Below are 22,206 nucleotides of genomic sequence, written 5' to 3'. Positions count from 1 at the left end.
ACAGTTCCCGGACGAACACCTCTGCAGGCCGTGCCATCGCCCCACCTCCCGGGCGACAGCCTCCAACCCCTCAAGATCCTGATCAAGCCCTCGGTTACAGCGCCAACGTTCCTTGCCGCGGCACTAGGTCGCAGCACCGCCGCGCTGGAAGCGCCACCGCCACGCCCTCTTGCGCCGCGTTGCTCATGGGACGCAAGGGATCACAAGAAGGTGATCCCGTGGCGGTGCTGAAGTTCGTCCATGTCCAGCCCGTCGCGTCCCAGGTCGCGGAAGAACTCCTCGAGCCCGGCCGGCACAGCGATGATCAGCTTGTCGCCGGGCTGATCACCGACCCGATAGGCGTGGGGCACACCGGCGGGTAGGTACACCAGATCACCGGGCCCCGCCTCGAACCGATCGTCGCCGCAGGTCACCGCGTAATGCCCAACGAGCACGAGAAAGCACTCGTCGACGTGGTGGTGCACATGAAGCGGCACCTCGTCGCCCGCCGGGGCCTGGCTCGCGACGATTGTCAACGAGCCGGCCGAGCCTCGCTCCCGATCAACAGCCGCCCCCCGGCCGCCGGCAACGTCTCGCCGGTTCCGGCGCGCACGCACTGACCCCGCCTCGCCTCCTGAGCCATCGCCGCAGTCTGCCTCGGCGCCGGGCCCGACAGGATCGACGGTCTCGGCTCGGAGTACCGGCTCAAGGCCGTGCCCGGCCAAGGCCCGCTACGGAGCCGCCTTCGGCGGCGCCTGCTCCTTCTGCGGGCCCGGAAGCTTGATCCGCCCGTCCCTCACCAGCAAGGGCCGCAGAACATCTTCGGGCCGCGCCTTCACGACGGCCCTACGGGCCGGCTCCGCCCCGATGCCGAGCGCGGCCCGAGAGATCTTCTGCTCTTCGACCCTTGCCGGTGAGCCTCCACGGGCGGACGCGGCGCCCCCGGGGCGAAGGCACAGAACGCCTTCGCCCGATGGGCACCGGGCCCGACGAGGCACTGCTTCGCGAGATCAGCTCTTGCGTTCGGCTTCTTACGTTGATCAAGGGCGCTACGCGTCGCTGCGCGACCGGACTCCGTCCGGCCCTTGACCGCGAGCCTCCGCGGCCCGCTCGGCGCCCTTCGGGCGGTGGAGGCAGCAAGCGCCTCCGCCCACCGCCCGGGGCCCACCAGCCCCGACCTCTTCTCCCGGTCGGAGGCCACCATGACCACCCAGCCGCATGTCGACCCACGCACCGACGCCGACCTGCTCGCCGACCATGTCGCCGGAGACACCGACGCGCTCGCGGTCCTGGTGCACCGGTACCAGCGGATGCTGCTGACCCTCGTTCGACGGATGGCGTGGTCCGAGCCAGACCCCGAAGCCGTGGTGCAGGAGGTGTGGCTACGCGTGCTCACGAGCGCGGCAGCGTTCAAAGGGGAGGCGAAGGTGTCGACCTGGCTGCACCGGATCACCGTGAACGAGACGCTGAGCGCCGCGCGGCGACGCCGGGCCAGGCCGTTCACACCAGTCGGGGAGCTGTACAAGTCGCACGAGCAGCCCGACCGCACCGAGACGGGCGACCCGTCGCTGGAGGTTGTCGACCGCGAGCACGCGGCGGCCGTGCTGCCCGACCTGCTCGCGCTGCTGCCGAGGGACCAGCGCCTGGTGCTGGAGGTGCTCCACCTCGACGGGCTCACGAACGAGGAGGCCGCCGAGCTGTTGGGCGTGGCCGTCGGAACGGTGAAGTCTCGGGCTCACCGCGCCCGCGGGACAATCCTGTCCCACCTCGCAGCGGAGGGTCGTCGAGAGGCCCGGGCTGATCTGTGACGGTTGCTCGCCGTTCCCACCTGCTCCGCGACGGTGGGAACGGCGAGCCCGCGAGCTGCGTCCAACCAACATGACCACCCACCGCATGAGTACCTGTGACACCGACTACCTCGAGGCCGGCGCCCCCCGCGGCGCGCGGGACGCGATCGGTCGGCTATTCACGGCCGCCCTTGACGGCGACCGCCGCGCCGAGGCGGCTCTGCACCAGCTGGGTGGCTTCAACGACACCGCACATCGCGCGTCCTGGACGCTACTTCGCGCTGACTTGGACCATGCTCAGCCCGAACCCCCCAACGTGCTCGCAAGCATCGACCGCACCCTGGCCGCGCTTCGCGACCTGCAGCGCTCCTCGTGACCGCGACTGTTGCGTTGGCGGTCGTGACCAGTTCACTGGGAGTCCTGCTGATCGAACGCCCCGACCGTCTTCCGCCGGTCGCCTTCCCCGGGGGCAAGGTCGAGCCCGGCGAAACCGTCGAGCAGGCCGCGGTCCGCGAGACCGACGAGGAAACCGGTCTCAGCGTCCGCGCGGTCAATGTCCTCGGTGAACGCGTTCACCCCGTGACCGGGGCGCGCATCGCGTACGTTGCCGCCGAGCTCGTCGTGCCGACGGACTCCGTGGGCCCGATTCGGGAGGTGGGCGGCGAGGAGCTGGTCTCGTTCTGGCGGCCGGTGGCCGAGGCGCTGAGCCTTCTGGAGCCGACCCTGTTCGGCCCGGTCCGTCGGTACCTTGAGGGAGCTTTCGGCTAGTCGGCCCTCGACACCTTGACCTGCTGGCGCCAGCGCGCGGTGGCCGCCCTGGTTCGAGCGGACATCCCCACCGTATTCAAGCCAGCCTGTCGGACTAGCTTGCGTCGCCAGTCTCGAGACCGGGGTCTTTGGCCGGTGGCGCGACTGAGGTCCCTCGTGTGCTCTCGCTCGACGTGGTCACGCCCTCGTCGTCCCGTCTGCGGCTTTCGCCCTTGCTGTCCAGCAGGTGGACGGTCTGCCCCGTATGCAGCGGCGCCCCGTCGGGGCCCTTGAGGTGGGGGTTGATCCAGACGGGTCGGTGGTCGCCGCGGCTGGGGTACCACTGCCGGCGCCAATGGCCGCGCACCGTCCACCGCACCCGGTAGCGCGCCGGAGCTCCCTCTTCGGGATCCGGGTGGTCCTCGGTGTGCCGGATCCGCACGACGCGAACGGCGGGGGGTTCGCGCCCGTCGCGTTTGGCGCGTCGACGTTCCGCGCGGGACAGCGCCGCGGTGTCGATGTCGGCGACGCCGGGTTGGGTCATCAGGAGCCACGTGGCCCGGACGATCATGCCGGTGTGCATGGTGCCGCCGGCGATGTCTGCGCCTCGGGTGTTCTCGTCGACGTCCTCGACGCTGGCGAGCTCGTTGGAGGCGGTGGTCAGGGTGGCCAGCTGCCCGGTAGCGCCATAGAGCATCGTGACCTCGTTCTCCCACGCCAGCGGACCGACTGCCCGGTGGGCGTGGTCGAGGGCGCGGGCCAGGGGCACTCCGTGGCGTTGGTGGATCTGCGCCGCGACGGCGTCGGGCTGCTTCCAGGTCCACTGGGTCATCCACAGGCCACGCTCGCGAGTCAGGCGCATCAGGGGCGAGTCGCCCCAGGAGACCGCGACGATCGAGGTGGGCTGTCCGTCGAAGTCCCCGCCCTCGTTGAGGTAGGTCGCGATCGGCTCCGCGAACACGCAGAACCCCGCAGGTGCCGGCACATCTGTGGGATGCAGACCGTGCACCGGCAACGTCTCGGTCGCGGCCACCGCGAGCCGGGTCATGTCAGCATCCACGTAGAACAGCTCCGCGGCCTTGAGCCGCTCGAGCTCTTCTCCGATCAGGATGCGGGCATCGCGCCCGAGATCACCGGTGCGCGGCGAGATCGCGCCCCGCCCCTCGCCCAACGCGGACGCCACCGAGGCGTGCATTGCGGACCCACCCAGATAGTCGACCAGCCGCGCTCTGAGATCGGGCATCTCGCTGGGGGCAGGTGGCTCCCAGGAAGGCTCCAACTCGGCAGAGTCCATGCGAGCAGTGTGCTGACTGGGACTGACATGGAGGTCCAGGTTCATGGAAGACCAGAGACGATGACCGTCCCGTGAGTCGCCGCCGCCGGCCCGCGTAGCCGCATCGCCGTCGTCGTCGTGACGGGGGCTACGGCGCGACCGACGGACGGAGGCGCGAGTTCGACGCGGGGGGTGCCGCTCGGCTCGCCTCAGCCACTAGACGATCAAGTTCGACCGCCGGGCGCGCAGGGAACACACGTTCGAGCGAACGCTGTGACCAGGTCGTAACCTAGCCGAGAGCGGATGGTCCGCTCGCAGGGACCATCCGCTCCGGGTTCGACTTCAGCAATCGCAACCTACAACGGGGTGTCGCAGGCCGCCACACCTAGGGGAGATGGGTCTCTGGTCACCAGATCAGGAGGATCAAGGTGGCGAAGGCCAAGATCAAGGTGAAGATCAACGAGAAGGCGCTCCAGCGGGCGGTCCATGACGCCGTCGACCAGCGCCGCGCCGATCTCCAGCGGGCGCTCGACCGGGCGCACCGCTCGACGGCTGGCGCGTCCGTCGACGAGGTCAAGGCGAAGCTCTCGCGTGAGCTGAAGGCCGCGACCGGCGAGCGTCCGGACTCGAAGATCGTCGACGGGTGGGCGCGCGTCATTGCGTCGGGGACGCGCGTGAAGCTCGAGATCAAGGACTGACGGTTGGCCAGCTCGGCGTCGAGCCGGTGCCCGACGCCGGGCTGGTCCTCTCGGACGGCAGCACGTGCGGCATCGCCATCCCGTCGACCTGGCGTAGCCAGATCACGTCGTCGGTGGGCGGCAACCTTCGCGTGCGATCGGATTGGGCCTGACCAGGCTTGCCGCTCGCCGGCGGCGTGATACCTCCCTTCGGAAGGTTGTCGGGATGGCACCTCGTCACCACCCACGGACCCGTCGCGCCTCTCCGCTCATCCCCGCCATCCCGGGTACCTGCCCGTCCGGCGAGGACATCTCTTCGGTTCTGAGCGTTCTGCTGCCCGTGGCGGGCGTGTCCGCGCGGCCCCGCCGGGTCGAAGACAGGAGGCGGGGCCGCAGGGGCTGCCTATGGGCGGCCCGCCAGGGCCGCACTTGATCCTGCAGAGAAGGTCCTCACCGATCCCGGGCCCGGTCTCCGAGAGGGTGCGACTCATGGGGAACGAGACGATGCGGGCCTTGTGTGTGCGTCCGCCCGGCAGGCTCGCCATTGCTCTCTACCGGAGGCAGGCTCCTGGTCGGCGGTGCACAGACCTCTGGGGCGGATCGCGGCCGTTCAGAGCTCCGGGCCGCCGGGTGATGAGGTGCCGCTGCACGTGCATCACCGGGCTGCCGAGTGCTTCTACGTCCTGGCGGGGAAGTACACCGTCACGTGTGGCGACGAGACGTCCTCGGCGAGCGCGGGGAACTTCGTGTACTGCCCCAGGGAGTGTCGCACTCCTACCGCGTGGGGCGACGAGCGAGGAGAGAAGCTGATCGTTGCAGTGCCCGCGGGCTTGGAAGAGTTCTTCCAGGACATGGACCGTGATGACGTCGACCTCGACGAGCTGCAGCACCGTCACGGGTTCATGTTCCTCGGATAGGCAGGATCAGGTCGCCGGTGCCGGCCTGACGTAGTGGCAGGCGGGGACTTCGGCGCCGTGGCCGATGTCGTGCATGGTGCTCCCGATCCGCTGCCACCCGAGACGCTCGTAGATCGCGATGGCGGCGGTGTCCTTGGTCATGACGTCGTCCCCGGAGATCAGGCGAGTGGCGTGCCGCCCAGTCGGTGATCGAACGGGCCGAGCTTGGTCCCGAGCTGATGGCCTCGTCCGGCCGGAGCAACGAACAGGCGTCCGCCGACAACGATCGTGGCCGGATCGGCGCCCTGCTCAACCCAGGCAGCGGGAGCCGCCACGTCGGACTGCGCGGTGGTCACGAGCGCGTGGCCGACCACGGTCTCGTCCACCGTCGCGACCCAGGCGTGCAGGAGGCCTGGTCGACGGGGCGCTCGGCCGTACCCGACCTGTACCCGGGGCGGGGTCGACCGCCGAAACCCCAGGTCTGGGCCAGTAGGTCAGCGGTAGTCCGTGGACCGCGTAGCGCCTGCGAGTTCGTCCGGCGCGGGCCGCTGACCGGGCATGATCACTGTCTGACGGTGTCTGTGGCTGTCTGCCAGTGCGTCGTGCGTCTTGTACCCGAAATCTGCACCGGGGACGGCGTAGCCTCCGCGTCGAGCCTGCCTCTATACGTCGGCGGCATGTCGCCTCGCGGCGGCAGCGCGGGCCGGTACCTTCCCGGTCGTGGGTTCGTCCGCGCTCGACGAATGGTCTTCCGGAAGCGACGCGCGCCTTGCTGCTCTCCACGGAATCGCAGTCTCTTCGGCGCCCCTATCGGTGGAGTACGAGCGCGCAAGCGGTGCCTACATCGTTCAGTTGGGCGCGGAGTTCCAGCGCTACTGTAGAGACTTGCACCGCCTTGTCGTTATCGAATTTATGGATCAGACGGTAACAAATACGCCCGATCTGGCAATTCAGATTCGGAACGCACTAGAGAGCACGAAGCTTAGCCAAGGAAACGCAACAGAGAGCAGCATTAATACTGATTTCCGGCGCCTTGGCCTCGCGGGTCTTTCCGGCCTGGCAAAGCAAGAGAATTCCTCAGCGGGCGGGTGGCTTTCCAATCTCGACACGCTACTTAAGCTGCGTAATGCGACTGCCCACGGCGATGACCAGAAGCTAGCGCTGTTGCTCACTTCTTTTCCTGGCCGCGACTTGCTAGGACTAGGTGTAGCATGGCGGGCAGAGCTCGACCAGCTAGTGACCATCTTCGACCGACTGGTCTCTATCTGGCTATCAGGATTCTTAAATATACCGAGTCCGTGGTGAGGCGGGTCATGTCTGAACTAGCTGATTTTGCGCTGGGTGACACCGTCGTCGTGCCGTGGGGTCTCGACGAGGTGAAGGGCCGCGTAGTTTCGACCACGGTTCGACGCGACGGTGTTGATGTCGACGTAGCGGTCACCTTCCCTGACTCGGACGAACCGGAGATCGTCACCGTTCCCGCAGACCGGGTAACTGCACTTGAGGAGCCTGACCGCGATCGCAGCCCGATGATTGGCGGCTGGCTCCACGCGTACCACTTCGAGAAGAATCTTGCTGAGGCGCTCGGCAGGGTGCTTGCCTCCATCGAATGGACGCCAGAAATTTCAGCAAACGTTCAGTTGGGTCGGCGTGAGGCAGACTTCGTAACGCAGCTCCCTGATGGGCGCACTATGTTCGTCGAGGCCAAGCTTGCTTCGAGGTTTCGACGCGGCATGGCTGAGCGTGCGGTAGAGCAGGTGCGCACATTGATAAGCGAGTGGGGACGGGCTGCCGCAGGCGGACCTGCCGTAGGTCTGGTCGTGTTCAACGAGTTGCTGCCGGTCGAGCAGGCCACAAGGGCGGTAGGGGCCGGTGAATCGATCGCCGTAACCTTCTGGCGAGGGCCGGACGACGACCCGAATTTGGCTGGAGCGGTGCGACAAGTAGCACAGTAAGCGAGCGTCCTTGGTTCCATTCCGCCGACCAGGCGTAGCTCGATCGCGCCGCCGGGGGAGGCAACCTTCGAGCGCCACCGGAATGGGGTCAACCAGGCTTGCCGCTGGCCGGCGGTGTGATAGCCCTCCGGGTCGCCGGGATGGCATCTCGCCACCACTCAACGAACACGTCCCGCACTTCGGTACGTCCCCGTCATCTCGGAGGCCTGTCCGTCCGGCGACGGACATCTCTTTGGTCCTGGGCGTCCTGTTGCCGGGGGCGGGCGTGGCTGCGCGGCCCGCCAGGGCCGCACTTGACCAAGCAGCGAAGGTCCTCGCCGCTGGCTCAGTTGCTCTGGCTCGGGTAGGCCTCGAGGTCGTGAGCAACGATTGGCGCGAGCGCTAACGGTTGGCCATCGTGTCGGACAGACCCTGCACCACAGCCCTTCGCCCGCGAGACACCCTCACCAGGCCGTCCGCCTTGAGTGCCGCGAGGGCACGGTGGGCTGTACCGACGGCGACGGTGTTGGCAACGGCGATCTCGGCGACCGTCGGGAGTTCGGCACCGGGCTGCAGGGCACCGGAGCGAATCTGCTCGCGTAGTGCCTCGGCGATGCCCTCGTACGGGCTGCGGCGGACTGATGCCTCCGGAACTGGACGGGGGAGGACCGTCGCCATCGTGGTGGCTGCCCGACGGTCGGCCTCGTCGACCCAGGCGGCGTAGACCTTGAGGGTGGTGGCGCCGCCGCTGCCATGCCCGAGGCGGCCGGCGACAGTGCGGATGTCGACGCCGGCGGCGACGAGCTCGGTGGCCGAGTAGTGGCGGAGCGAGTGCAGGCGCGTGCTGCGCAGCTTCAGCCGCAGCGCGAGGCGGCGGTAGCGCTGGCTGATGGCTCGCGGGAGGTAGGGAGTCGCCCCGTCGGGGGCAGGGGAGAAGACGAAGGCGTCGGGGCTGAGCGGAACGCCGAGCTGCTCGCAGCGCTCGCGCCACCGCTCCCGGTGCGCCTTCAGGAGGTCAACGGTGTGCTCGTCGAGGGCGACCTTGCGGCGCTGGTTCGTCTTCGTGCTCTTCTCCTTGAGCCCGGCCTTCGTCTGCGCGTTGGCCTGGTGCACCCAGAGCAGCCCGCGCGCGAAGTCGATATGGCGCCAGCGCAGCGCTGAGACCTCGCCACGGCGGGGGCCCGTGAGCATGGTCAGCCACAGCAGCAGACCCCACTCCGGGTCGCTCCACGCGGCGTTGAGCAGTCGCGCCGCCTCGTCGGCGCTGGGCGGGTCGGGTTCGGTGCGCCGCGGCGCGGGCGCCTCGGCCATAGCGGCTTTGTTCACCCCGAGGTGGCGCCAGCGCACCGCACGGTCGAGGGCGCCGCGGATGATGTAGTGCACCTTCCGCGTGGTGCTCGTGCTCAGCGGACGGCAGACGTGGCCGCCGCGCGCCTTGCCGTTGCACGATAGGACGCGGCAGCGGTGCAGGCGTGCGTAGAAGCGCTCGAGGAGCTCGGCGTCGACGCGGCCGGCGGGCATGGCGCCGAACGTCGGCAGCACGTAGAGGCGGATGAGGTCGTCGTAGCGCTCGCGGGTGGTGTCCTCGAGCACGACGACCTCGAGCCACCGCTCGACGGCTTGCCCGACGGTGATGTCCGACTTCGGGTGGGTGTCCTCGTCGACCTGGCCCTGGAGCCGTGTCAGCGCCTTCGTGGCCTCGGCATAGGTCGGGACGGTCTCGCACAGCTGGCGCGGACGGCCGGTCAGGGCGTCGGTGCCGGCGTAGACGCGGACGCGGTACGCGCCGCTCGGCAGCTGCCCGATGTGGCCCCGCTGCCTGCGCTTCCGAGGTGGCATGACACGGACGGTAGGAGCCGCTCGTGTCACGACCCGTGTCACGCGGACTCAGACCGGTAACGACCCAACGACGTTTTCGCTGGTCGGCGGGTGGTGCCCCCGGCAGGATTCGAACCTGCGCTCCCGCCTCCGGAGGGCGGTGCTCTATCCCCTGAGCTACGGGGGCGGACCAAAAACCAGCCTAGCGCACCGACGTGATCGGATCGGCGGGGCGGGGTGGTGCGCGAGCGGGGCGCGGACCACGCTCGGGTGATGGCTCACGCGAAGATCCACCGGGACCGCAGCATCGAGGCGTCGGACCTGGCCGCCCTGTCCGGACGCACGATCGCCGTGCTCGGGTTCGGCAACCAGGGTGCGGCGCAGGCCGCGAACCTGCGCGACTCGGGGCACGCGCCGATCGTCGGGAACCGGGACGACGAGTACGCGACGTCCGCGGCCGAGGAGGGATTCGACCTGCGCTCGATCGCCGATGCCGCGGCGGCCGCGGACCTCGCGTTGCTGCTCGTGCCCGACGAGGTGCAGCCCTCGCTCGTGGCGGAGCAGGTGGCGCCGGGCCTGCGCGACGGTGACACGCTCGTCGTCGCCAGCGGCTACAACTGGGCCTTCGGGCTGCTCGAGGTGCCCGCGGGCGTCGACGTCGTCATGGTCGCGCCGCGCATGATCGGCGCGGCGGTGCGCGACCGCTACGTCGACCGGCACGGCTTCCCGTGCTTCGTCTCCGTGGAGCGGGACGCGACGGGCCGGGCGTGGGACACGACCATGGCCGTGGCGCGCGCGATCGGCGGGACGCTGGGCGGCGCGATCGTGTCGAGTGCCCGCGAGGAGGCCGCCCTCGACCTGTTCAGCGAGCAGGCGATCTGGCCCGCGGTCCTCGACGTCCTGCGCACCGCCCACCGCGTGGCCGTCGGCGCGGGGTTCACCGAGGAGGCGGTGCTCAACGAGCTCTACCTGTCCGCGGAGCCGGCGGAGGTGTTCGCGCACATCGCCCGCGACGGGCTGTTCGGGCAGTTGGGGCTGCACTCGCGGACCTCGCAGTACGGGCAGCTGCGGTCGCTGGCCGCGCTGGACGAGCACGGCGATCTCGCGACGCGGTTCGGCCGCGTCATGCACGAGGACATCCTGTCCGGAGACTTCGCCCGCGAGTGGAGCCGCCCGGACGCGGGGGAGCGGCTCGACACGCTGCGCCGTGAGGCCGACGCCACGCCGCTCGCGGTCGCGGAAGCGGAGGTCCGGGCACGTCTGGACCGCTGAGATCGGTGTCCGGGTGACGATCGCGCTCAGATCTGACGGCGATCGTCACCGAGATCGCAATCTCGGAGTCCGGGCGCCACCGGAAGGCTCACGTCTCGGCGTGTCGCGCGACCGAGGATGTGGCGATCCTGGCGTCACACGCCAGGAAAGCCGCATCGCTCGAACAGGCGAGCGCTCGGGAGGCTCAGTTCATCGGCATGCCCGGCATCGACATGCCGGCGTGGGGGTCGGGTGCCGGGAGGGGGGCGGCGCCGCGGTCGGTCAGCATCTGGGTCATCGTGCCGACCTCGGCGGTCTGGGACGTGACCATGCTCTGGGCGAGCGCGCGCACCGCCGGCACGGAGGCGCCGGTGGCTGCCGCCTGCATCATCGGCAGCCCGCCCTGGTGGTGGCGGAGCATGAGCTGCAGGAAGATCACGTCCATCTCGCGGCCCGTGGCGGCGCGTAGGCGGGCGAGGTCGTCGGCCGAGGCCATGCCGGGCATCGCCGCGGTCGGCATGCCCATCCACGCCATGTACTGCCCGCCCGGCGGTGTGGTCGGCTGCCCCCAGAGGGTCAGCCAGCCCTCCATGCGCCCGGTCTGGGACGTCTGGGTCGACTCGATGTCGAACGCGATCTGGCGGATCTGCGGGTCGGCGGTGTTGGTGCGCGCCCACACGGCCATCTGCACGCCCTGGTCGTGGTGCACGACCATGTCCTGCAGGAAGCCGACGTCGATCGAGTCCTCGGCCGGACCGTAGGTCTCGCCGGTCGCGCGGCCGATCTCGATCCCGCCGATCACGCCGACCAGGACGAGCAGCAGCGCCAGGCCCCCGGCGACGAAGGCCTTCGCCCACGGCGGGCTCGCGACCCACCAGCCGGGGCCGCGCCCGCCGTCGTCGCCCTCGCCGTCACCGCCGTCGTCGTCGACGGGCGGCGGCGGGTCGACGAGATCCGGATCCGTCACGGGTGACTCGGTCGACGCGCTCATCCGGCCCCGTTGCCCGCGTTGGCGCCGCGCCCGTCCATCGTCACCGCGTTCGGCGGCGGCGGGGTCGGGTCGAACGGCGGCGGGTTGTCCGGGTCGAAGTAGCCCGGACCGAGGGCGTCGCAGCTCGCGCCGACCTCGGGGTAGGCGTACTGGTTCTGGCGCAGCGAGGAGATGAACTGGTCGACGCGGGGGTCGTTGGCGTCCGCGAGCTTGAGCTCGTGGCCCCACGACTGCAGCGCGATCGGCTGGTCGAGGCCCGGGTAGGGCGACATCATCGTGTAGTTCTGGCCCGACACCTTGGCTGCGAGCGTCTGGACCGCCGGGCCCGTGACCTGCTCGGGGTTGTAGGCGATCCACACCGCGCCGTGCTCGAGGGAGTGCACCATGTTCTCGGTGCGCACCGGGTTCGGGTAGACGACGCCGTTGCACGCCGCCCAGTACGCGTCGTGCGGCCCGCCGAACGGGGGCGAGCGGTCGTAGGCCACCCGCTGCTGCGCGGTGACGTGCTGCTGCCCGGCGTACTGCCCGGTGACGACGCCCGGGATCGCCAGGGAGGGGTCGCGGTTGTCGTCGCTCGGGCGCCAGGCGCTGACCTCGCTGTTGCGCATGAGCGCGAACCCGATGATGCCGGCGGCGAGCAGCACCACGACGGTGACGGCGCCGATCACCATCCACGGCACCTGGCGTCGCGTCCCGGCCGCGGGCCGCTTACCGCGCGTGACGGGATTGGGTCCGCGCTTGGCCGTGGGGCGCTGGCCGCCGCGCTGGCCGTTGCCCGAGCGCTGCCCGTGGGACGAGCCACCCGCACCGCCCGACCGCTTGCCGCTCGGACGCGCGCCGTCGCGACCGCCGCGCGAGGGACCCGAGGACGACCGTCCCGACCCCGACCCCGAGCTCGACCCGCTCCGACGGCCGGACCCACCACTCGCCATGGGCCGGAGTTTACGGAGAGCCCGGTGACACTCTCGTGACGGGTGCACACGCCGCGTGATCACTCCGCGACGTCGCCACGGGCCGTGACCACGGCGTCCGGCGGCCTCCGATCGCGGGTGCGCCCGGTCCCTAGACTCTCGGAGGTGACCCCCGCTGCCCTCGCCGATCTCCTGCACGCCGTCGCCGTGGACGTGCTCACCGAGCGCGGCCTCGACACGGCGGTGCTGCCGGAGACGGTCACGGTGGAGCGGCCGCGCAACCCCGAGCACGGCGACTACGCGACCAACCTCGCGCTGCGCTCGGCCAAGAAGGCCGGGGTCGCGCCCGCCGACCTGGCGGGCTGGCTGGCCACGCGCCTCTCCGACACCGACGGGATCGCCACCGCCGAGGTGGCGGGCCCCGGGTTCCTCAACCTGCGGCTCGCGGCCGACGCCCAGGCGGGGATCGTCGCCGACGTCCTCGCGGCCGGGGCGGGCTACGGGCACACCGACGCGCTCACCGGCCAGGCGATCAACCTCGAGTTCGTCTCGGCCAACCCGACCGGCCCGATCCACCTCGGCGGGACGCGCTGGGCGGCGGTCGGCGACGCGCTGGGCCGGGTGCTCGGCTCGCAGGGCGCCGCGGTCACCCGCGAGTACTACGTCAACGACGCCGGCGCGCAGATCGACCGGTTCGCCGAGTCCCTCATCGCCGCGGCCGAGGGCCGCCCGGTGCCGGAGAACGGCTACGGCGGGGCGTACGTCGCCGAGGTGGCGCAGAAGGTGGTGGACGCCGAGCAGGGCGTGCTCGACCAGCCCGAGGACGAGAAGCTCGCCGCGTTCAAGCGCCTCGGTGTCGAGATCATGCTCGACGAGATGCGGGCGAGCCTCGAGTCGTTCGGCACCCACTTCGACGTGTGGTCCTCGGAGCTCGCGCTCCACAGCTCCGGGGCGGTCGAGAAGGCGGTGCAGGACCTCAAGGACGACGAGGCGCTGTACTTCGCCGACGGCGCGTGGTGGATGCGCTCCACCGACCACGGCGACGACAAGGACCGCGTCGTCATCAAGTCGGACGGCAGGCCCGCCTACATCGCCGGCGACATCGCCTACTACCGCGACAAGCGGGCCCGGGGCGCCGACCTCGCGATCTACATGCTGGGTGCCGACCACCACGGCTACATCCACCGGCTGAAGGCCGTCGCCGCCGCGTTCGGCGACGACCCCGCGCGCGTCGAGGTGCTCATCGGGCAGCTGGTGAACCTCGTGCGCGACGGCGAGCCGGTGAAGATGTCCAAGCGCGCCGGCACGATCATCACCCTCGAGGACCTCGTCGACGCCGTCGGCGTGGACGCCGCCCGCTACACCCTGGCGCGCTCGTCGGTCGACCAGGTGCTCGAGATCGACCTCGACCTGATCTCGAGCCGCACCAACGAGAACCCCGTGTTCTACGTGCAGTACGCGCACGCCCGGCTGGCCTCGCTGGCCCGCAACGCCGCGGACCTCGGGGTCAGCGCCGACGACCCCGATCTCGGCCTGCTGACCCACCCCCGCGAGGGCGACCTCATCCGCACCCTCGGGGAGTTCCCGCGCGTGCTCGGCTCGGCCGCGAGCCTGCGCGAGCCGCACCGGGTGGCGCGCTACCTCGAGGAGCTCGCCGGCGCGTACCACCGCTTCTACGACACCTGCCGCGTGCTGCCCCAGGGGGACGAGACCCCGGCGGGAATCCACACGGCGCGCCTCGCGCTGTGCTCCGCGGCCCGCCAGGTGCTCGCGAACGGCCTCGACCTGCTCGGCGTCAGCGCGCCCGAGCGCATGTGACACCCCAGGAGTCCGCGGAATGACCACCAGAGACGGAGCGGAGCGGAGCTCGAACCGATGACGAGAGCCCATCCCGCCGGGCCCCGCCACGCCGACGTCATCGCCCACCACGAGGACGGCACGGCACCTCCGGACACGGCCGCCCTCGACGTCCTGCCCGCCGCGGTCTGGCCCCGCCACGCCGTGCGGCGCGACGACGGGGTCGTCGAGCTCGCCGGCGTCGACGTCGGCACGCTGGCCCGCGACCACGGCACCCCGCTGTTCGTCGTCGACGAGGCCGACTTCCGGTCACGCTGCGCCGAGCACGCGGCCGCGTACGGCGACCCGTCGCTCGTGCACTACGCGGGCAAGGCCTTCCTCACCGCCGAGATCGCGCGGTGGGTGGCCGACGAGGGCCTCGGGCTCGACGTGTGCACCGAGGGCGAGCTGGCGACGGCGGTGCGCGCCGGCTTCCCCGCCGGGCGGATCACCGTCCACGGCAACAACAAGAGCCGCCACGAGCTCGCGGCGGCGCTGGACGCTGGGGTCGGGGCGATCGTCCTCGACTCCTACACCGAGATCGCGCGGCTCGACGAGATCGCCCGCGAGCGGGGCACCCGCGCGCCGGTGATGGTGCGCGTGACGGTCGGCGTCGAGGCGCACACCCACGAGTTCATCGCCACGGCGCACGAGGACCAGAAGTTCGGGTTCTCCCTGGCCGCGGGCGACGCCGCCGAGGCCGTGCGCCGCGCGGTGAAGTCGCCGGGGCTGCACCTCGTCGGCCTGCACAGCCACATCGGCTCGCAGATCTTCGACGCGGACGGCTTCGAGCTCGCCGCCCGCCGGGTGATCGGGCTGCTCGCCGAGATGCGCGACGAGCACGGGGACGCGGTCGCCGACGCGCTGGGCACCGTGGACCTCGGCGGCGGCATGGGCATCGCCTACACCGCCGCCGACACCCCACGCTCGCCCGCCTGGCTGGCGTCCGAGCTGCGCGCGATCGTCGACCGCGAGTCCGCGCGCGTCGGCCTGGCGCCGCCCCGGATCGCGGTCGAACCCGGCCGCGCCATCGCCGGCCCGGGCACGGTGACGCTCTACGAGGTCGGCACCGTCAAGGACGTGGAGCTCGGCGGCGGGCTGCGGCGACGCTACGTCAGCGTCGACGGCGGGATGAGCGACAACATCCGCACCGCGCTCTACGACGCGCACTACGACTGCCGGCTCGTCTCCCGAGCCGCGTCCGCCCCGGACGTCGACGGGTCGAGCTCCGCTGCGCTGCGTCTCCCGGTGCGCAGCAGGGTGGTCGGCAAGCATTGCGAGTCCGGCGACGTCGTCGTCCGCGACTGCTGGCTGCCGGCCGACCTCGCCCCGGGGGACCTCGTGGCGGTCGCCGCGACCGGGGCCTACTGCTACGCGATGGCGAGCGCGTACAACAAGGTGCCGCGTCCGGCGGTCGTCGCGGTGGCGGACGGCACGTCGCGGACGCTGCTGCGCCGCGAGACCCTCGACGACCTGTCCCGGCTGGAGGTGTCATGACACGAAGCGCAGCGGAGCTGGACCATCGAAGGTCCGTGAACGTGGCCCTCCTGGGCTGCGGGGTCGTGGGTTCCCAGGTGGTGCGCCTGCTGACCGAGCAGGCCGACGAGCTGGCCGCCCGGATCGGGGCACCGCTGACGCTGGTCGGCGTGGCCGTCCGGCGCCCGCAGCGGCACCCCGATGTGCCGGCCGACCTGCTGACCACCGACGCCGCGGGCCTCGTGACCCGCGACGACGTCGACGTGGTCGTCGAGCTGGTCGGGGGCATCGAGCCGGTGCGCGGGCTGCTGCTCACCGCGCTGAAGAACGGCAAGTCCGTGGTGTCGGCGAACAAGGCGCTACTGGCCGAGGACGGCGCCGCCCTCGCCGCCGCGGCCGACGAGTCCGGCGCCGACCTCTACTACGAGGCCTCGGTCGCGGGCGCGATCCCGTTGCTGCGCCCCATCCAGCAGTCGCTGGCCGGCGACCGGATCGTGCGGGTCGCGGGCATCGTCAACGGCACGACGAACTTCATCCTCTCGGCGATGGCGTCCTCGGGGGCGAACTACACCGAGGCGCTGGAGGAGGCCGGGCGGCTGGGCTACGCCGAGGCCGACCCCACCGCCGACGTCGACGGCTACGACGCCGCGTCCAAGGCCGCGATCCTCGCGAGCCTCGCCTTCCACACCCGGGTGACCGCCGACGACGTGCACCGCGAGGGCATCCGCGACGTCTCCGCCGCCGACATCGCCGCGGCGAAGGCGCTCGGGTGCACCGTGAAGCTGCTGGCGATCTGCGAGCAGACCGACGGGCAGGTGTCCGCCCGCGTCCACCCGGCGATGATCCCGCGCTCGCACCCGCTGGCGTCGGTGTCCGGCGCCTACAACGCCGTGTTCATCGAGGCGGCCGCCGCCGGGCAGCTGATGTTCTACGGCCAGGGCGCCGGGGGCCCGCAGACGGCGAGCGCGGTGCTCGGCGACCTCGTCGCCGCCGCGCGCAACCGGGTCATCGGCGGGCGCGGCCCGCGCGACTCGGCCCACGCCGACCTGCCCGTGATCGCCATGGGCGAGACCCGCACGCGCTACCACGTCGCGCTCGACGTCACCGACCGCGCGGGGGTCCTCGCGCAGGTCGCGGGCGTGTTCGCCGAGCACGGGGTCAGCATCGCGACGGTGCGCCAGGAGGGGCGGAACGGATCGTCGGGCGAGGGTGACGTGGACGATGGCGCGCCGGGCCCGAAGGACGCCACACTGGTGATCGTGACCCACTCCGCCCCGGACGCCGCGCTCGCGGCCACCGTGGACGCGCTCACCGGGCTCGACTCGGTGCGCGGCGTGGCCGGGGTCCTTCGCGTCGAGGGGCTGGGCCGTCCGGTGACCGAGCTGGGAGGTGGGTCGTGACCGGGGTCGTGCCCGCGCCGTCCGTGGGGGCCCGCGTCGAGTGGCCCGGCATCATCCACGCCTACCGCGAGCGCCTGCCGCGCGTGCAGCCCGGCTGGGACGTCGTGACGCTGCGCGAGGGCGGCACGCCGCTGCTGCCCGCGCCGTACCTGTCGGACCTCCTCGGCAGCGAGGTCCACCTCAAGATCGAGGGCGCGAACCCGACCGGCTCGTTCAAGGACCGTGGCATGACCGTGGCGATGACCGAGGCCCGCGCCGGCGGCGCGCAGGCGGTCATCTGCGCGTCGACGGGCAACACCTCGGCCTCGGCCGCCGCGTACGCCACGCGGGCCGGGATGACCTGTGCGGTGCTGGTGCCCCAGGGCAAGATCGCGCTGGGCAAGCTGGCCCAGGCCACCGTGCACGGCGCGCGCATCCTGCAGCTCGAGGGCAACTTCGACGCGTGCCTCGAGCTCGCCCGCCGCTCCGCCGAGCAGTACCCGATCGCGCTGGTCAACTCGGTGAACCCGGCGCGCATCGAGGGCCAGAAGACCGCGTCGTTCGAGATCTGCGACCAGCTCGGCCGCGCGCCGGACATCCACGCCCTGCCCGTCGGGAACGCCGGCAACATCACGGCCTACTGGCGCGGCTACACCGAGTACGCCGGCGACGGGGTCGTCGCGGGCACGCCGCGGATGCTGGGCGCGCAGGCGGCCGGCGCCGCGCCGCTGGTGCACGGCGCCCCGGTGCCCGACCCCGAGACCCTCGCGACGGCGATCCGCATCGGGTCGCCCGCGTCCTGGGCCGGTGCGATCGCCGCCCGTGACGAGTCCGGCGGCGAGATCCTCGCGGTCGACGACGACGCCATCGTCGAGGCCTACCGCCTGCTGGCCGCCCGCGAGGGCGTGTTCGTCGAGCCGGCGTCGGCCGCGTCGGTCGCGGGGCTGCTCGCACGGTCGCGGGCGGGACGCCTCGAGAGCGGCTCGCTGATCGTGGCCACGGTGACCGGGCACGGCCTCAAGGATCCGGCGACCGCCCTGGCGGACGCCTCCGACCCCGTGGTCCTCCCGCCGCAGGTGGACGCCGTCGCCGACGCCCTGGGTCTGCGCTGAGCGCCGGGGCGGAGGTCGCGCGGGAGGTGAGCCCTCCCGCCGGCGGGGCGGTGCGCGTCCGCGTCCCGGCCACCTCGGCGAACCTGGGACCCGGCTTCGACACCCTCGGGCTCGCGCTGGGCATGTGGGACGACGTCGAGCTCGCGATCGGCGACGGGGACGGCTGCACCGTCGACGTCGAGGGGGAGGGCGCCGGACGGGTGCCCCGCGACGAGCGGCACCTCGTGCTGCGCGCCGCGCACGCGACCTTCGACCGCGCCGGCGCCCCCCGGGCGTCGCTGCGGCTGCGATGTCGCAACCTCATCCCTCACAGCCGGGGCCTGGGGTCGTCGGCGGCCGCGGCCGTCGCCGGGATCGCCGGGGCCCGCACGCTGCTGGCGGCGACCCACCCGCTCGACGACGACGCGGTGCTCGACCTCGCCGCGGGCTTCGACGGGCACGCCGACAACGTCGCGGCGTGCCTGCGCGGCGGCCTCGTCGTCAGCTGGGGCCACGAGGGGGCGTGGCGGGCGGCGCGGCTGACCCCGCACCCGGCGCTGCGGCCGGTGGCGCTCGTCGCCGAGCGCTCGAGCTCGACCGAGGCGACCCGCGGCCTGCTGCCCGACCGCGTCCCGCACGCGGACGCCGCGTTCACCGCGGCCCGGGCGGCGTTGCTCGTGCACGCGCTGACCAGCGAGCCCGAGCTGCTGCTGGAGGCCACCGAGGACCGGCTGCACCAGCCCTACCGGCGGCCCGCCTACCCCGAGACGGCGGCGGTCGTCGACCACCTGCGCGCCGAGGGCGTCGCGGCGGTGGTCTCCGGCGCGGGTCCCACGGTCCTCGCGCTGACCCTCGACGGGCGCCTGCCCGACGGACTCGACACCACCGGGTTCACCGTGCGCGCGCTCGAGGTCGACACCGAGGGTGCCCGCACCGAGGTGCTCTGAGGGGATCTCCGGGCGTGTGTCCCGGGACGTCCGCGTCGCGCGGTACGGCACGCGGGGGGTGGTTGTTGCCGGTGCACACGGCGGGGTCTACATTGGTTTTCACAGCGACCACGCGTGTGGCGCGTCGGTGCCCTGGTCCCGTTGAAGACAGGGGCCACCCTCTTCCCCAGCCGTCGGGTCTCGTCCCGGCGGACGGACACTCATGATCGCTGTACGAGAGTTCCGCGGGCCGTTGTCCCGCCCGGGGCCGATCTTCGTCGGTCCGTCGGGCCACCACGGTCCCGCGAGCAGCCCCGCTGCGTGCGGGGCGGACACGTCCGCTGGCCCGGGTGGTCCCCGGGCCGGTCAGGAAGGACCTGCGTGACCGAAACCGACGTCATCTCCACCGACGGCGCCGCGGACGCCGAGACTCCCGCCACGGGAGCGTCCGCGCCCGAGCGGCGCCGGCGGGGAGGTGTGTCCGGCATGGTGCTCGCCGAGCTGCGCGACCTCGCGACCTCCCTCGGCGTCACCGACACCACCGGGATGCGGCGCAACGACCTCATCGCCGAGATCAAGAAGCGTCAGTCCGGCGGCGACCAGCTCCCGCTCGCCGAGGACGGCGCCGCCGCCGACACGAACGGCGCGAGCAGCAGCCCCGCCGACACCGCCGCGCCCTCCGAGGCGCCGGCCGAGGAGGCGGCGCCGGCGCGTCGCCGCGGCGGCCGCCGCCGGGCCACCGCGGCCACCGGCTCGCCCGCCGAGCCCGCCGCCGAGACCGGCACCGAGTCCGCCCCCGAGCAGGCCGCGTCTCCGGCCGCGGCACCGGCGACGGGCACCGACACCGCGGCCCCGGCCGCCGACGTGACCGCCGCGTCCGACGCCGTGCCCGGCGCGGAGGCGGCCGCGAGCGCGGCCGTGACCAGCGAGAACGGCTCCGGGTCGGCCGGTGCGAGCACCGACACGACGACGGGCGGAGACGCGCCGTCCTCGTCGCGCCGCGGTCGCCGGGGCGCCCGCCGCGACGCGGGCCCGGGCGTCGAGGCCGCGGCCGCCGCCGACACCGCCGGCACCGACACGGCGACCGACACCACGAGCGACGCGGCGACCGACTCCGCCCCCGCCACCGACACCGCGCCGGCCACCGAGCGCCCCGACACGACGCCCGACGGCGACGGGGGCCGCCAGGGTCAGGGTGGTCAGGGCCAGGGCGGCCAGGGCGACGGCTCCGGCGGCCCCTCCCGCCGTCAGCGTGAGCGCGACCGCCAGCAGCGGCCCGACCAGAACGGTCAGGGCGGCCAGCAGGGCGGCGGCCGTGACGGCGGTGGCCAGGGTGGCCGTGACGGCGGTGGCCAGGGCGGCCGTGACAACGGCGGTCAGGGCGGCCGTGACAACGGCGGTCCGGGCGGCCAGGGCGGCGGCCAGCAGCAGACCAACCAGCGGGGCGGCGAGGACGACGACGACGAGGAGGGCGGTGGCCGCCGGCGCGGCCGGCGCTTCCGCGACCGTCGGCGCAACCGCAACGACCGGGGCGACCGCGGCGAGCGCCAGGGCGGCGGCGAGCCGGAGGTCCGCGAGGACGACGTCCTCATCCCGGTCGCCGGCATCCTCGACGTGCTGGACAACTACGCGTTCGTCCGCACCTCGGGCTACGCCTCCGGCCCGAACGACGTCTACGTGTCCATGTCGCTCGTCCGCAAGCACGGGCTGCGCCGCGGCGACGCCGTCACCGGCCAGGTGCGCCAGCAGCGCGAGGGCGAGCAGAACCGGCAGAAGTTCAACCCGCTGGTCCGCATCGACTCGATCAACGGGCTGGACCCCGAGCAGGCGCGCAAGCGCCCGGAGTTCACGAAGCTGACGCCGCTCTACCCCAACGAGCGGCTGCGCCTCGAGACCGACTCGCACCTGCTGACGACGCGCGTCATCGACCTGGTGATGCCGGTCGGTAAGGGCCAGCGCGCGCTGATCGTCTCGCCGCCGAAGGCCGGCAAGACGATGGTGCTGCAGGCGATCGCCAACGCGATCACCACGAACAACCCCGAGGTCCACCTCATGGTCGTGCTCGTCGACGAGCGGCCGGAGGAGGTCACCGACATGCAGCGCTCGGTGAAGGGCGAGGTCATCGCCTCGACCTTCGACCGGCCGCCGTCGGACCACACCTCGCTCTCGGAGCTGGCCATCGAGCGGGCGAAGCGCCTGGTCGAGATGGGTCACGACGTCGTGGTGCTGCTCGACTCGATCACCCGCCTCGGCCGCGCGTACAACCTCGCGGCTCCGGCGTCCGGGCGCATCCTGTCCGGCGGTGTCGACTCGACCGCCCTCTACCCGCCGAAGCGCTTCCTCGGCGCCGCGCGGAACATCGAGGACGGCGGCTCGCTGACGATCTTCGCGACGGCGCTGGTCGAGACCGGGTCGACGATGGACACGGTGATCTTCGAGGAGTTCAAGGGCACCGGCAACGCCGAGCTCAAGCTCGACCGCAAGCTCGCCGACAAGCGCATCTTCCCCGCGATCGACCCCGACCCGTCGGGCACCCGCAAGGAGGAGCTGCTGCTCTCGCCGGACGAGATGGCGGTGACCCACCGCCTCCGCCGGGTCCTGGCTGCACTGGACTCCCAGCAGGCCATCGAGCTGGTGCTCGACCGGCTGCGCAAGTCGCGCACGAACATCGAGTTCCTGATGCAGGTGGCCAAGACGACCCCCGGCAAGGACGACGACTAGCGCCTCCGTGCGAGAGCGCTGGGCCGACCGCGCGCCCGTCCGACGAACGAACGGCGCTTTCGCTGCTTCCGAAGCAGTGAGAGCGCCGTTCGTTCGCGGGGGCCGGGCGGCCAGGGCGGCAGGGAACAACGGCCGGCCCGACCTGGTTGAGGAGATCAGCGGGCGGTCCTGCGAGAATGGCCCGCAACAGCAGGTTCCGGTTCACCCCAGACGACACGGCCCGGTACGACACGAAGGCCGCGGGGACCCGGCGCCACGACGCGAGAGGACCCACCACCGTGAAGAGCGGCATCCACCCCGAGTACCACGAGACGCAGGTGCTCTGCGGCTGCGGCAACTCGTTCACCACCCGCAGCACCAAGCCGGGCGGCAACATCACCGTCGAGGTCTGCTCCGCGTGCCACCCGTTCTACACGGGCAAGCAGCGGATCATGGACACCGGCGGCCGCGTGGCCCGCTTCGAGGCCCGCTACGGCAAGCGCGCCGGCCGCAAGTAGCTCCTCCGACGCCCGT

At 72.1% G+C, this 22,206-nt stretch carries 22 protein-coding genes and 1 tRNA gene; 15 read left to right on the top strand and 8 right to left on the bottom strand.

Going from position 1 to position 22,206, the window contains the following annotated elements; translation table 11 throughout:
* Positions 1 to 200 precede the first annotated feature (200 nt).
* Positions 201 to 515: a cupin domain-containing protein gene (locus QSK03_RS21365; RefSeq protein WP_285656371.1), complete on the bottom strand. Its 315-nt coding sequence runs from the start codon at positions 513 to 515 to the stop codon at positions 201 to 203.
* Between the two features lie 666 nt (positions 516 to 1,181).
* Between QSK03_RS21365 and QSK03_RS21360 the strand changes: the two genes are divergently transcribed.
* The 3 genes from QSK03_RS21360 (at position 1,182) to QSK03_RS21350 (ending at position 2,534) form a co-directional block, all read left to right on the top strand.
* Positions 1,182 to 1,787 (top strand): sigma-70 family RNA polymerase sigma factor, encoded by a 606-nt coding sequence (locus tag QSK03_RS21360; RefSeq protein WP_285656368.1) that lies wholly within the window; start codon positions 1,182 to 1,184, stop codon positions 1,785 to 1,787.
* A 70-nt stretch (positions 1,788 to 1,857) separates the two neighbouring features.
* Positions 1,858 to 2,142 carry a hypothetical protein gene (locus QSK03_RS21355; protein WP_285656365.1) on the top strand — a complete coding sequence of 95 codons (285 nt, stop codon included), beginning with the start codon at positions 1,858 to 1,860 and terminating at the stop codon, positions 2,140 to 2,142.
* Positions 2,139 to 2,534: an NUDIX hydrolase gene (locus QSK03_RS21350; protein ID WP_285656362.1), complete on the top strand. Its 396-nt coding sequence runs from the start codon at positions 2,139 to 2,141 to the stop codon at positions 2,532 to 2,534. Before QSK03_RS21355 ends, QSK03_RS21350 begins: the two co-directional genes overlap by 4 nt.
* A gap of 94 nt (positions 2,535 to 2,628) precedes the next feature.
* On the opposite strand, the gene QSK03_RS21345 is transcribed toward QSK03_RS21350, so the two are convergent.
* Positions 2,629 to 3,807, bottom strand: a complete 1,179-nt coding sequence (locus tag QSK03_RS21345) for a hypothetical protein (RefSeq protein ID WP_285656360.1) — start codon at positions 3,805 to 3,807, stop codon at positions 2,629 to 2,631.
* A 407-nt stretch (positions 3,808 to 4,214) separates the two neighbouring features.
* Here QSK03_RS21345 and QSK03_RS21340 point away from each other — a divergent pair, with 407 nt between their 5' ends.
* Both QSK03_RS21340 and QSK03_RS21335 read left to right on the top strand, forming a co-directional pair.
* A complete protein-coding gene (locus QSK03_RS21340; protein WP_285656357.1) occupies positions 4,215 to 4,484 on the top strand; it encodes a hypothetical protein in 270 nt (89 codons plus the stop codon).
* Positions 4,485 to 4,978: 494 nt separating this feature from the next.
* Entirely contained in the window at positions 4,979 to 5,380 is a 402-nt protein-coding gene (locus tag QSK03_RS21335; protein WP_352232022.1) for a cupin domain-containing protein, read from the top strand.
* A gap of 6 nt (positions 5,381 to 5,386) precedes the next feature.
* Here the strand turns inward: QSK03_RS21335 and QSK03_RS21330 are convergent, their stop codons facing one another.
* Entirely contained in the window at positions 5,387 to 5,521 is a 135-nt protein-coding gene (locus QSK03_RS21330; protein WP_285656351.1) for a hypothetical protein, read from the bottom strand.
* A gap of 17 nt (positions 5,522 to 5,538) precedes the next feature.
* Positions 5,539 to 5,745 (bottom strand): hypothetical protein, encoded by a 207-nt coding sequence (locus tag QSK03_RS21325; protein WP_285656348.1) that lies wholly within the window; start codon positions 5,743 to 5,745, stop codon positions 5,539 to 5,541.
* Between the two features lie 334 nt (positions 5,746 to 6,079).
* On the opposite strand from QSK03_RS21325, the gene QSK03_RS21320 reads away from it, so the two are divergent.
* Both QSK03_RS21320 and QSK03_RS21315 read left to right on the top strand, forming a co-directional pair.
* Entirely contained in the window at positions 6,080 to 6,664 is a 585-nt protein-coding gene (locus QSK03_RS21320; protein ID WP_285656345.1) for a hypothetical protein, read from the top strand.
* 8 nt (positions 6,665 to 6,672) lie between these two features.
* Entirely contained in the window at positions 6,673 to 7,314 is a 642-nt protein-coding gene (locus QSK03_RS21315; protein ID WP_285656340.1) for a hypothetical protein, read from the top strand.
* A 381-nt stretch (positions 7,315 to 7,695) separates the two neighbouring features.
* Here the strand turns inward: QSK03_RS21315 and QSK03_RS21310 are convergent, their stop codons facing one another.
* Together QSK03_RS21310 and QSK03_RS21305 are read right to left on the bottom strand one after the other, a co-directional pair.
* A complete protein-coding gene (locus QSK03_RS21310; protein WP_285656337.1) occupies positions 7,696 to 9,132 on the bottom strand; it encodes a tyrosine-type recombinase/integrase in 1,437 nt (478 codons plus the stop codon).
* A gap of 91 nt (positions 9,133 to 9,223) precedes the next feature.
* Positions 9,224 to 9,298, bottom strand: a tRNA-Arg gene (locus QSK03_RS21305).
* A gap of 86 nt (positions 9,299 to 9,384) precedes the next feature.
* On the opposite strand from QSK03_RS21305, the gene QSK03_RS21300 reads away from it, so the two are divergent.
* Positions 9,385 to 10,383, top strand: coding sequence for an NAD(P)-binding domain-containing protein (locus tag QSK03_RS21300; protein ID WP_285656335.1), 999 nt, complete (start codon positions 9,385 to 9,387; stop codon positions 10,381 to 10,383).
* A 184-nt stretch (positions 10,384 to 10,567) separates the two neighbouring features.
* Here QSK03_RS21300 and QSK03_RS21295 read toward each other — a convergent pair whose 3' ends face one another.
* On the bottom strand, positions 10,568 to 11,329 hold the full coding sequence (locus tag QSK03_RS21295) for a DUF305 domain-containing protein (protein ID WP_285656332.1): 762 nt from the start codon (positions 11,327 to 11,329) through the stop codon (positions 10,568 to 10,570).
* Positions 11,330 to 11,349: 20 nt separating this feature from the next.
* The gene (locus tag QSK03_RS21290) at positions 11,350 to 12,024 is read right to left on the bottom strand and encodes a thioredoxin-like domain-containing protein (protein WP_285656330.1); all 675 of its coding nucleotides are present in this window, start codon (positions 12,022 to 12,024) and stop codon (positions 11,350 to 11,352) included.
* Positions 12,025 to 12,429: 405 nt separating this feature from the next.
* On the opposite strand from QSK03_RS21290, the gene argS reads away from it, so the two are divergent.
* The 7 genes from argS to rpmE all read left to right on the top strand — a co-directional run bounded on the left by argS (position 12,430) and on the right by rpmE (position 22,190).
* Positions 12,430 to 14,082, top strand: coding sequence for an arginine--tRNA ligase (gene argS, locus QSK03_RS21285; RefSeq protein WP_285656327.1), 1,653 nt, complete (start codon positions 12,430 to 12,432; stop codon positions 14,080 to 14,082).
* Between the two features lie 57 nt (positions 14,083 to 14,139).
* Positions 14,140 to 15,597, top strand: coding sequence for a diaminopimelate decarboxylase (gene lysA / locus QSK03_RS21280; RefSeq protein WP_285656324.1), 1,458 nt, complete (start codon positions 14,140 to 14,142; stop codon positions 15,595 to 15,597).
* Positions 15,594 to 16,976, top strand: a complete 1,383-nt coding sequence (locus QSK03_RS21275) for a homoserine dehydrogenase (protein WP_285656321.1) — start codon at positions 15,594 to 15,596, stop codon at positions 16,974 to 16,976. Before lysA ends, QSK03_RS21275 begins: the two co-directional genes overlap by 4 nt.
* Positions 16,973 to 18,067: a threonine synthase gene (gene thrC / locus QSK03_RS21270; protein WP_285656318.1), complete on the top strand. Its 1,095-nt coding sequence runs from the start codon at positions 16,973 to 16,975 to the stop codon at positions 18,065 to 18,067. The genes QSK03_RS21275 and thrC overlap by 4 nt, the downstream gene beginning before the upstream one ends.
* 26 nt (positions 18,068 to 18,093) lie before the next feature.
* The gene (gene thrB, locus QSK03_RS21265; RefSeq protein ID WP_285656316.1) at positions 18,094 to 18,993 is read left to right on the top strand and encodes a homoserine kinase; all 900 of its coding nucleotides are present in this window, start codon (positions 18,094 to 18,096) and stop codon (positions 18,991 to 18,993) included.
* 360 nt (positions 18,994 to 19,353) lie between these two features.
* On the top strand, positions 19,354 to 21,693 hold the full coding sequence (gene rho, locus QSK03_RS21260; RefSeq protein WP_502872204.1) for a transcription termination factor Rho: 2,340 nt from the start codon (positions 19,354 to 19,356) through the stop codon (positions 21,691 to 21,693).
* A 278-nt stretch (positions 21,694 to 21,971) separates the two neighbouring features.
* Positions 21,972 to 22,190 carry a 50S ribosomal protein L31 gene (rpmE, locus tag QSK03_RS21255; RefSeq protein WP_285656314.1) on the top strand — a complete coding sequence of 73 codons (219 nt, stop codon included), beginning with the start codon at positions 21,972 to 21,974 and terminating at the stop codon, positions 22,188 to 22,190.
* Positions 22,191 to 22,206 lie beyond the last annotated feature (16 nt).

The sequence above is a fragment of the Actinomycetospora sp. NBRC 106375 genome, from assembly GCF_030269665.1.
Taxonomy (GTDB): domain Bacteria; phylum Actinomycetota; class Actinomycetes; order Mycobacteriales; family Pseudonocardiaceae; genus Actinomycetospora.
Note: the sequence above shows the minus strand (reverse complement) of the source record. Positions and strands in the feature narration are given on the sequence as shown.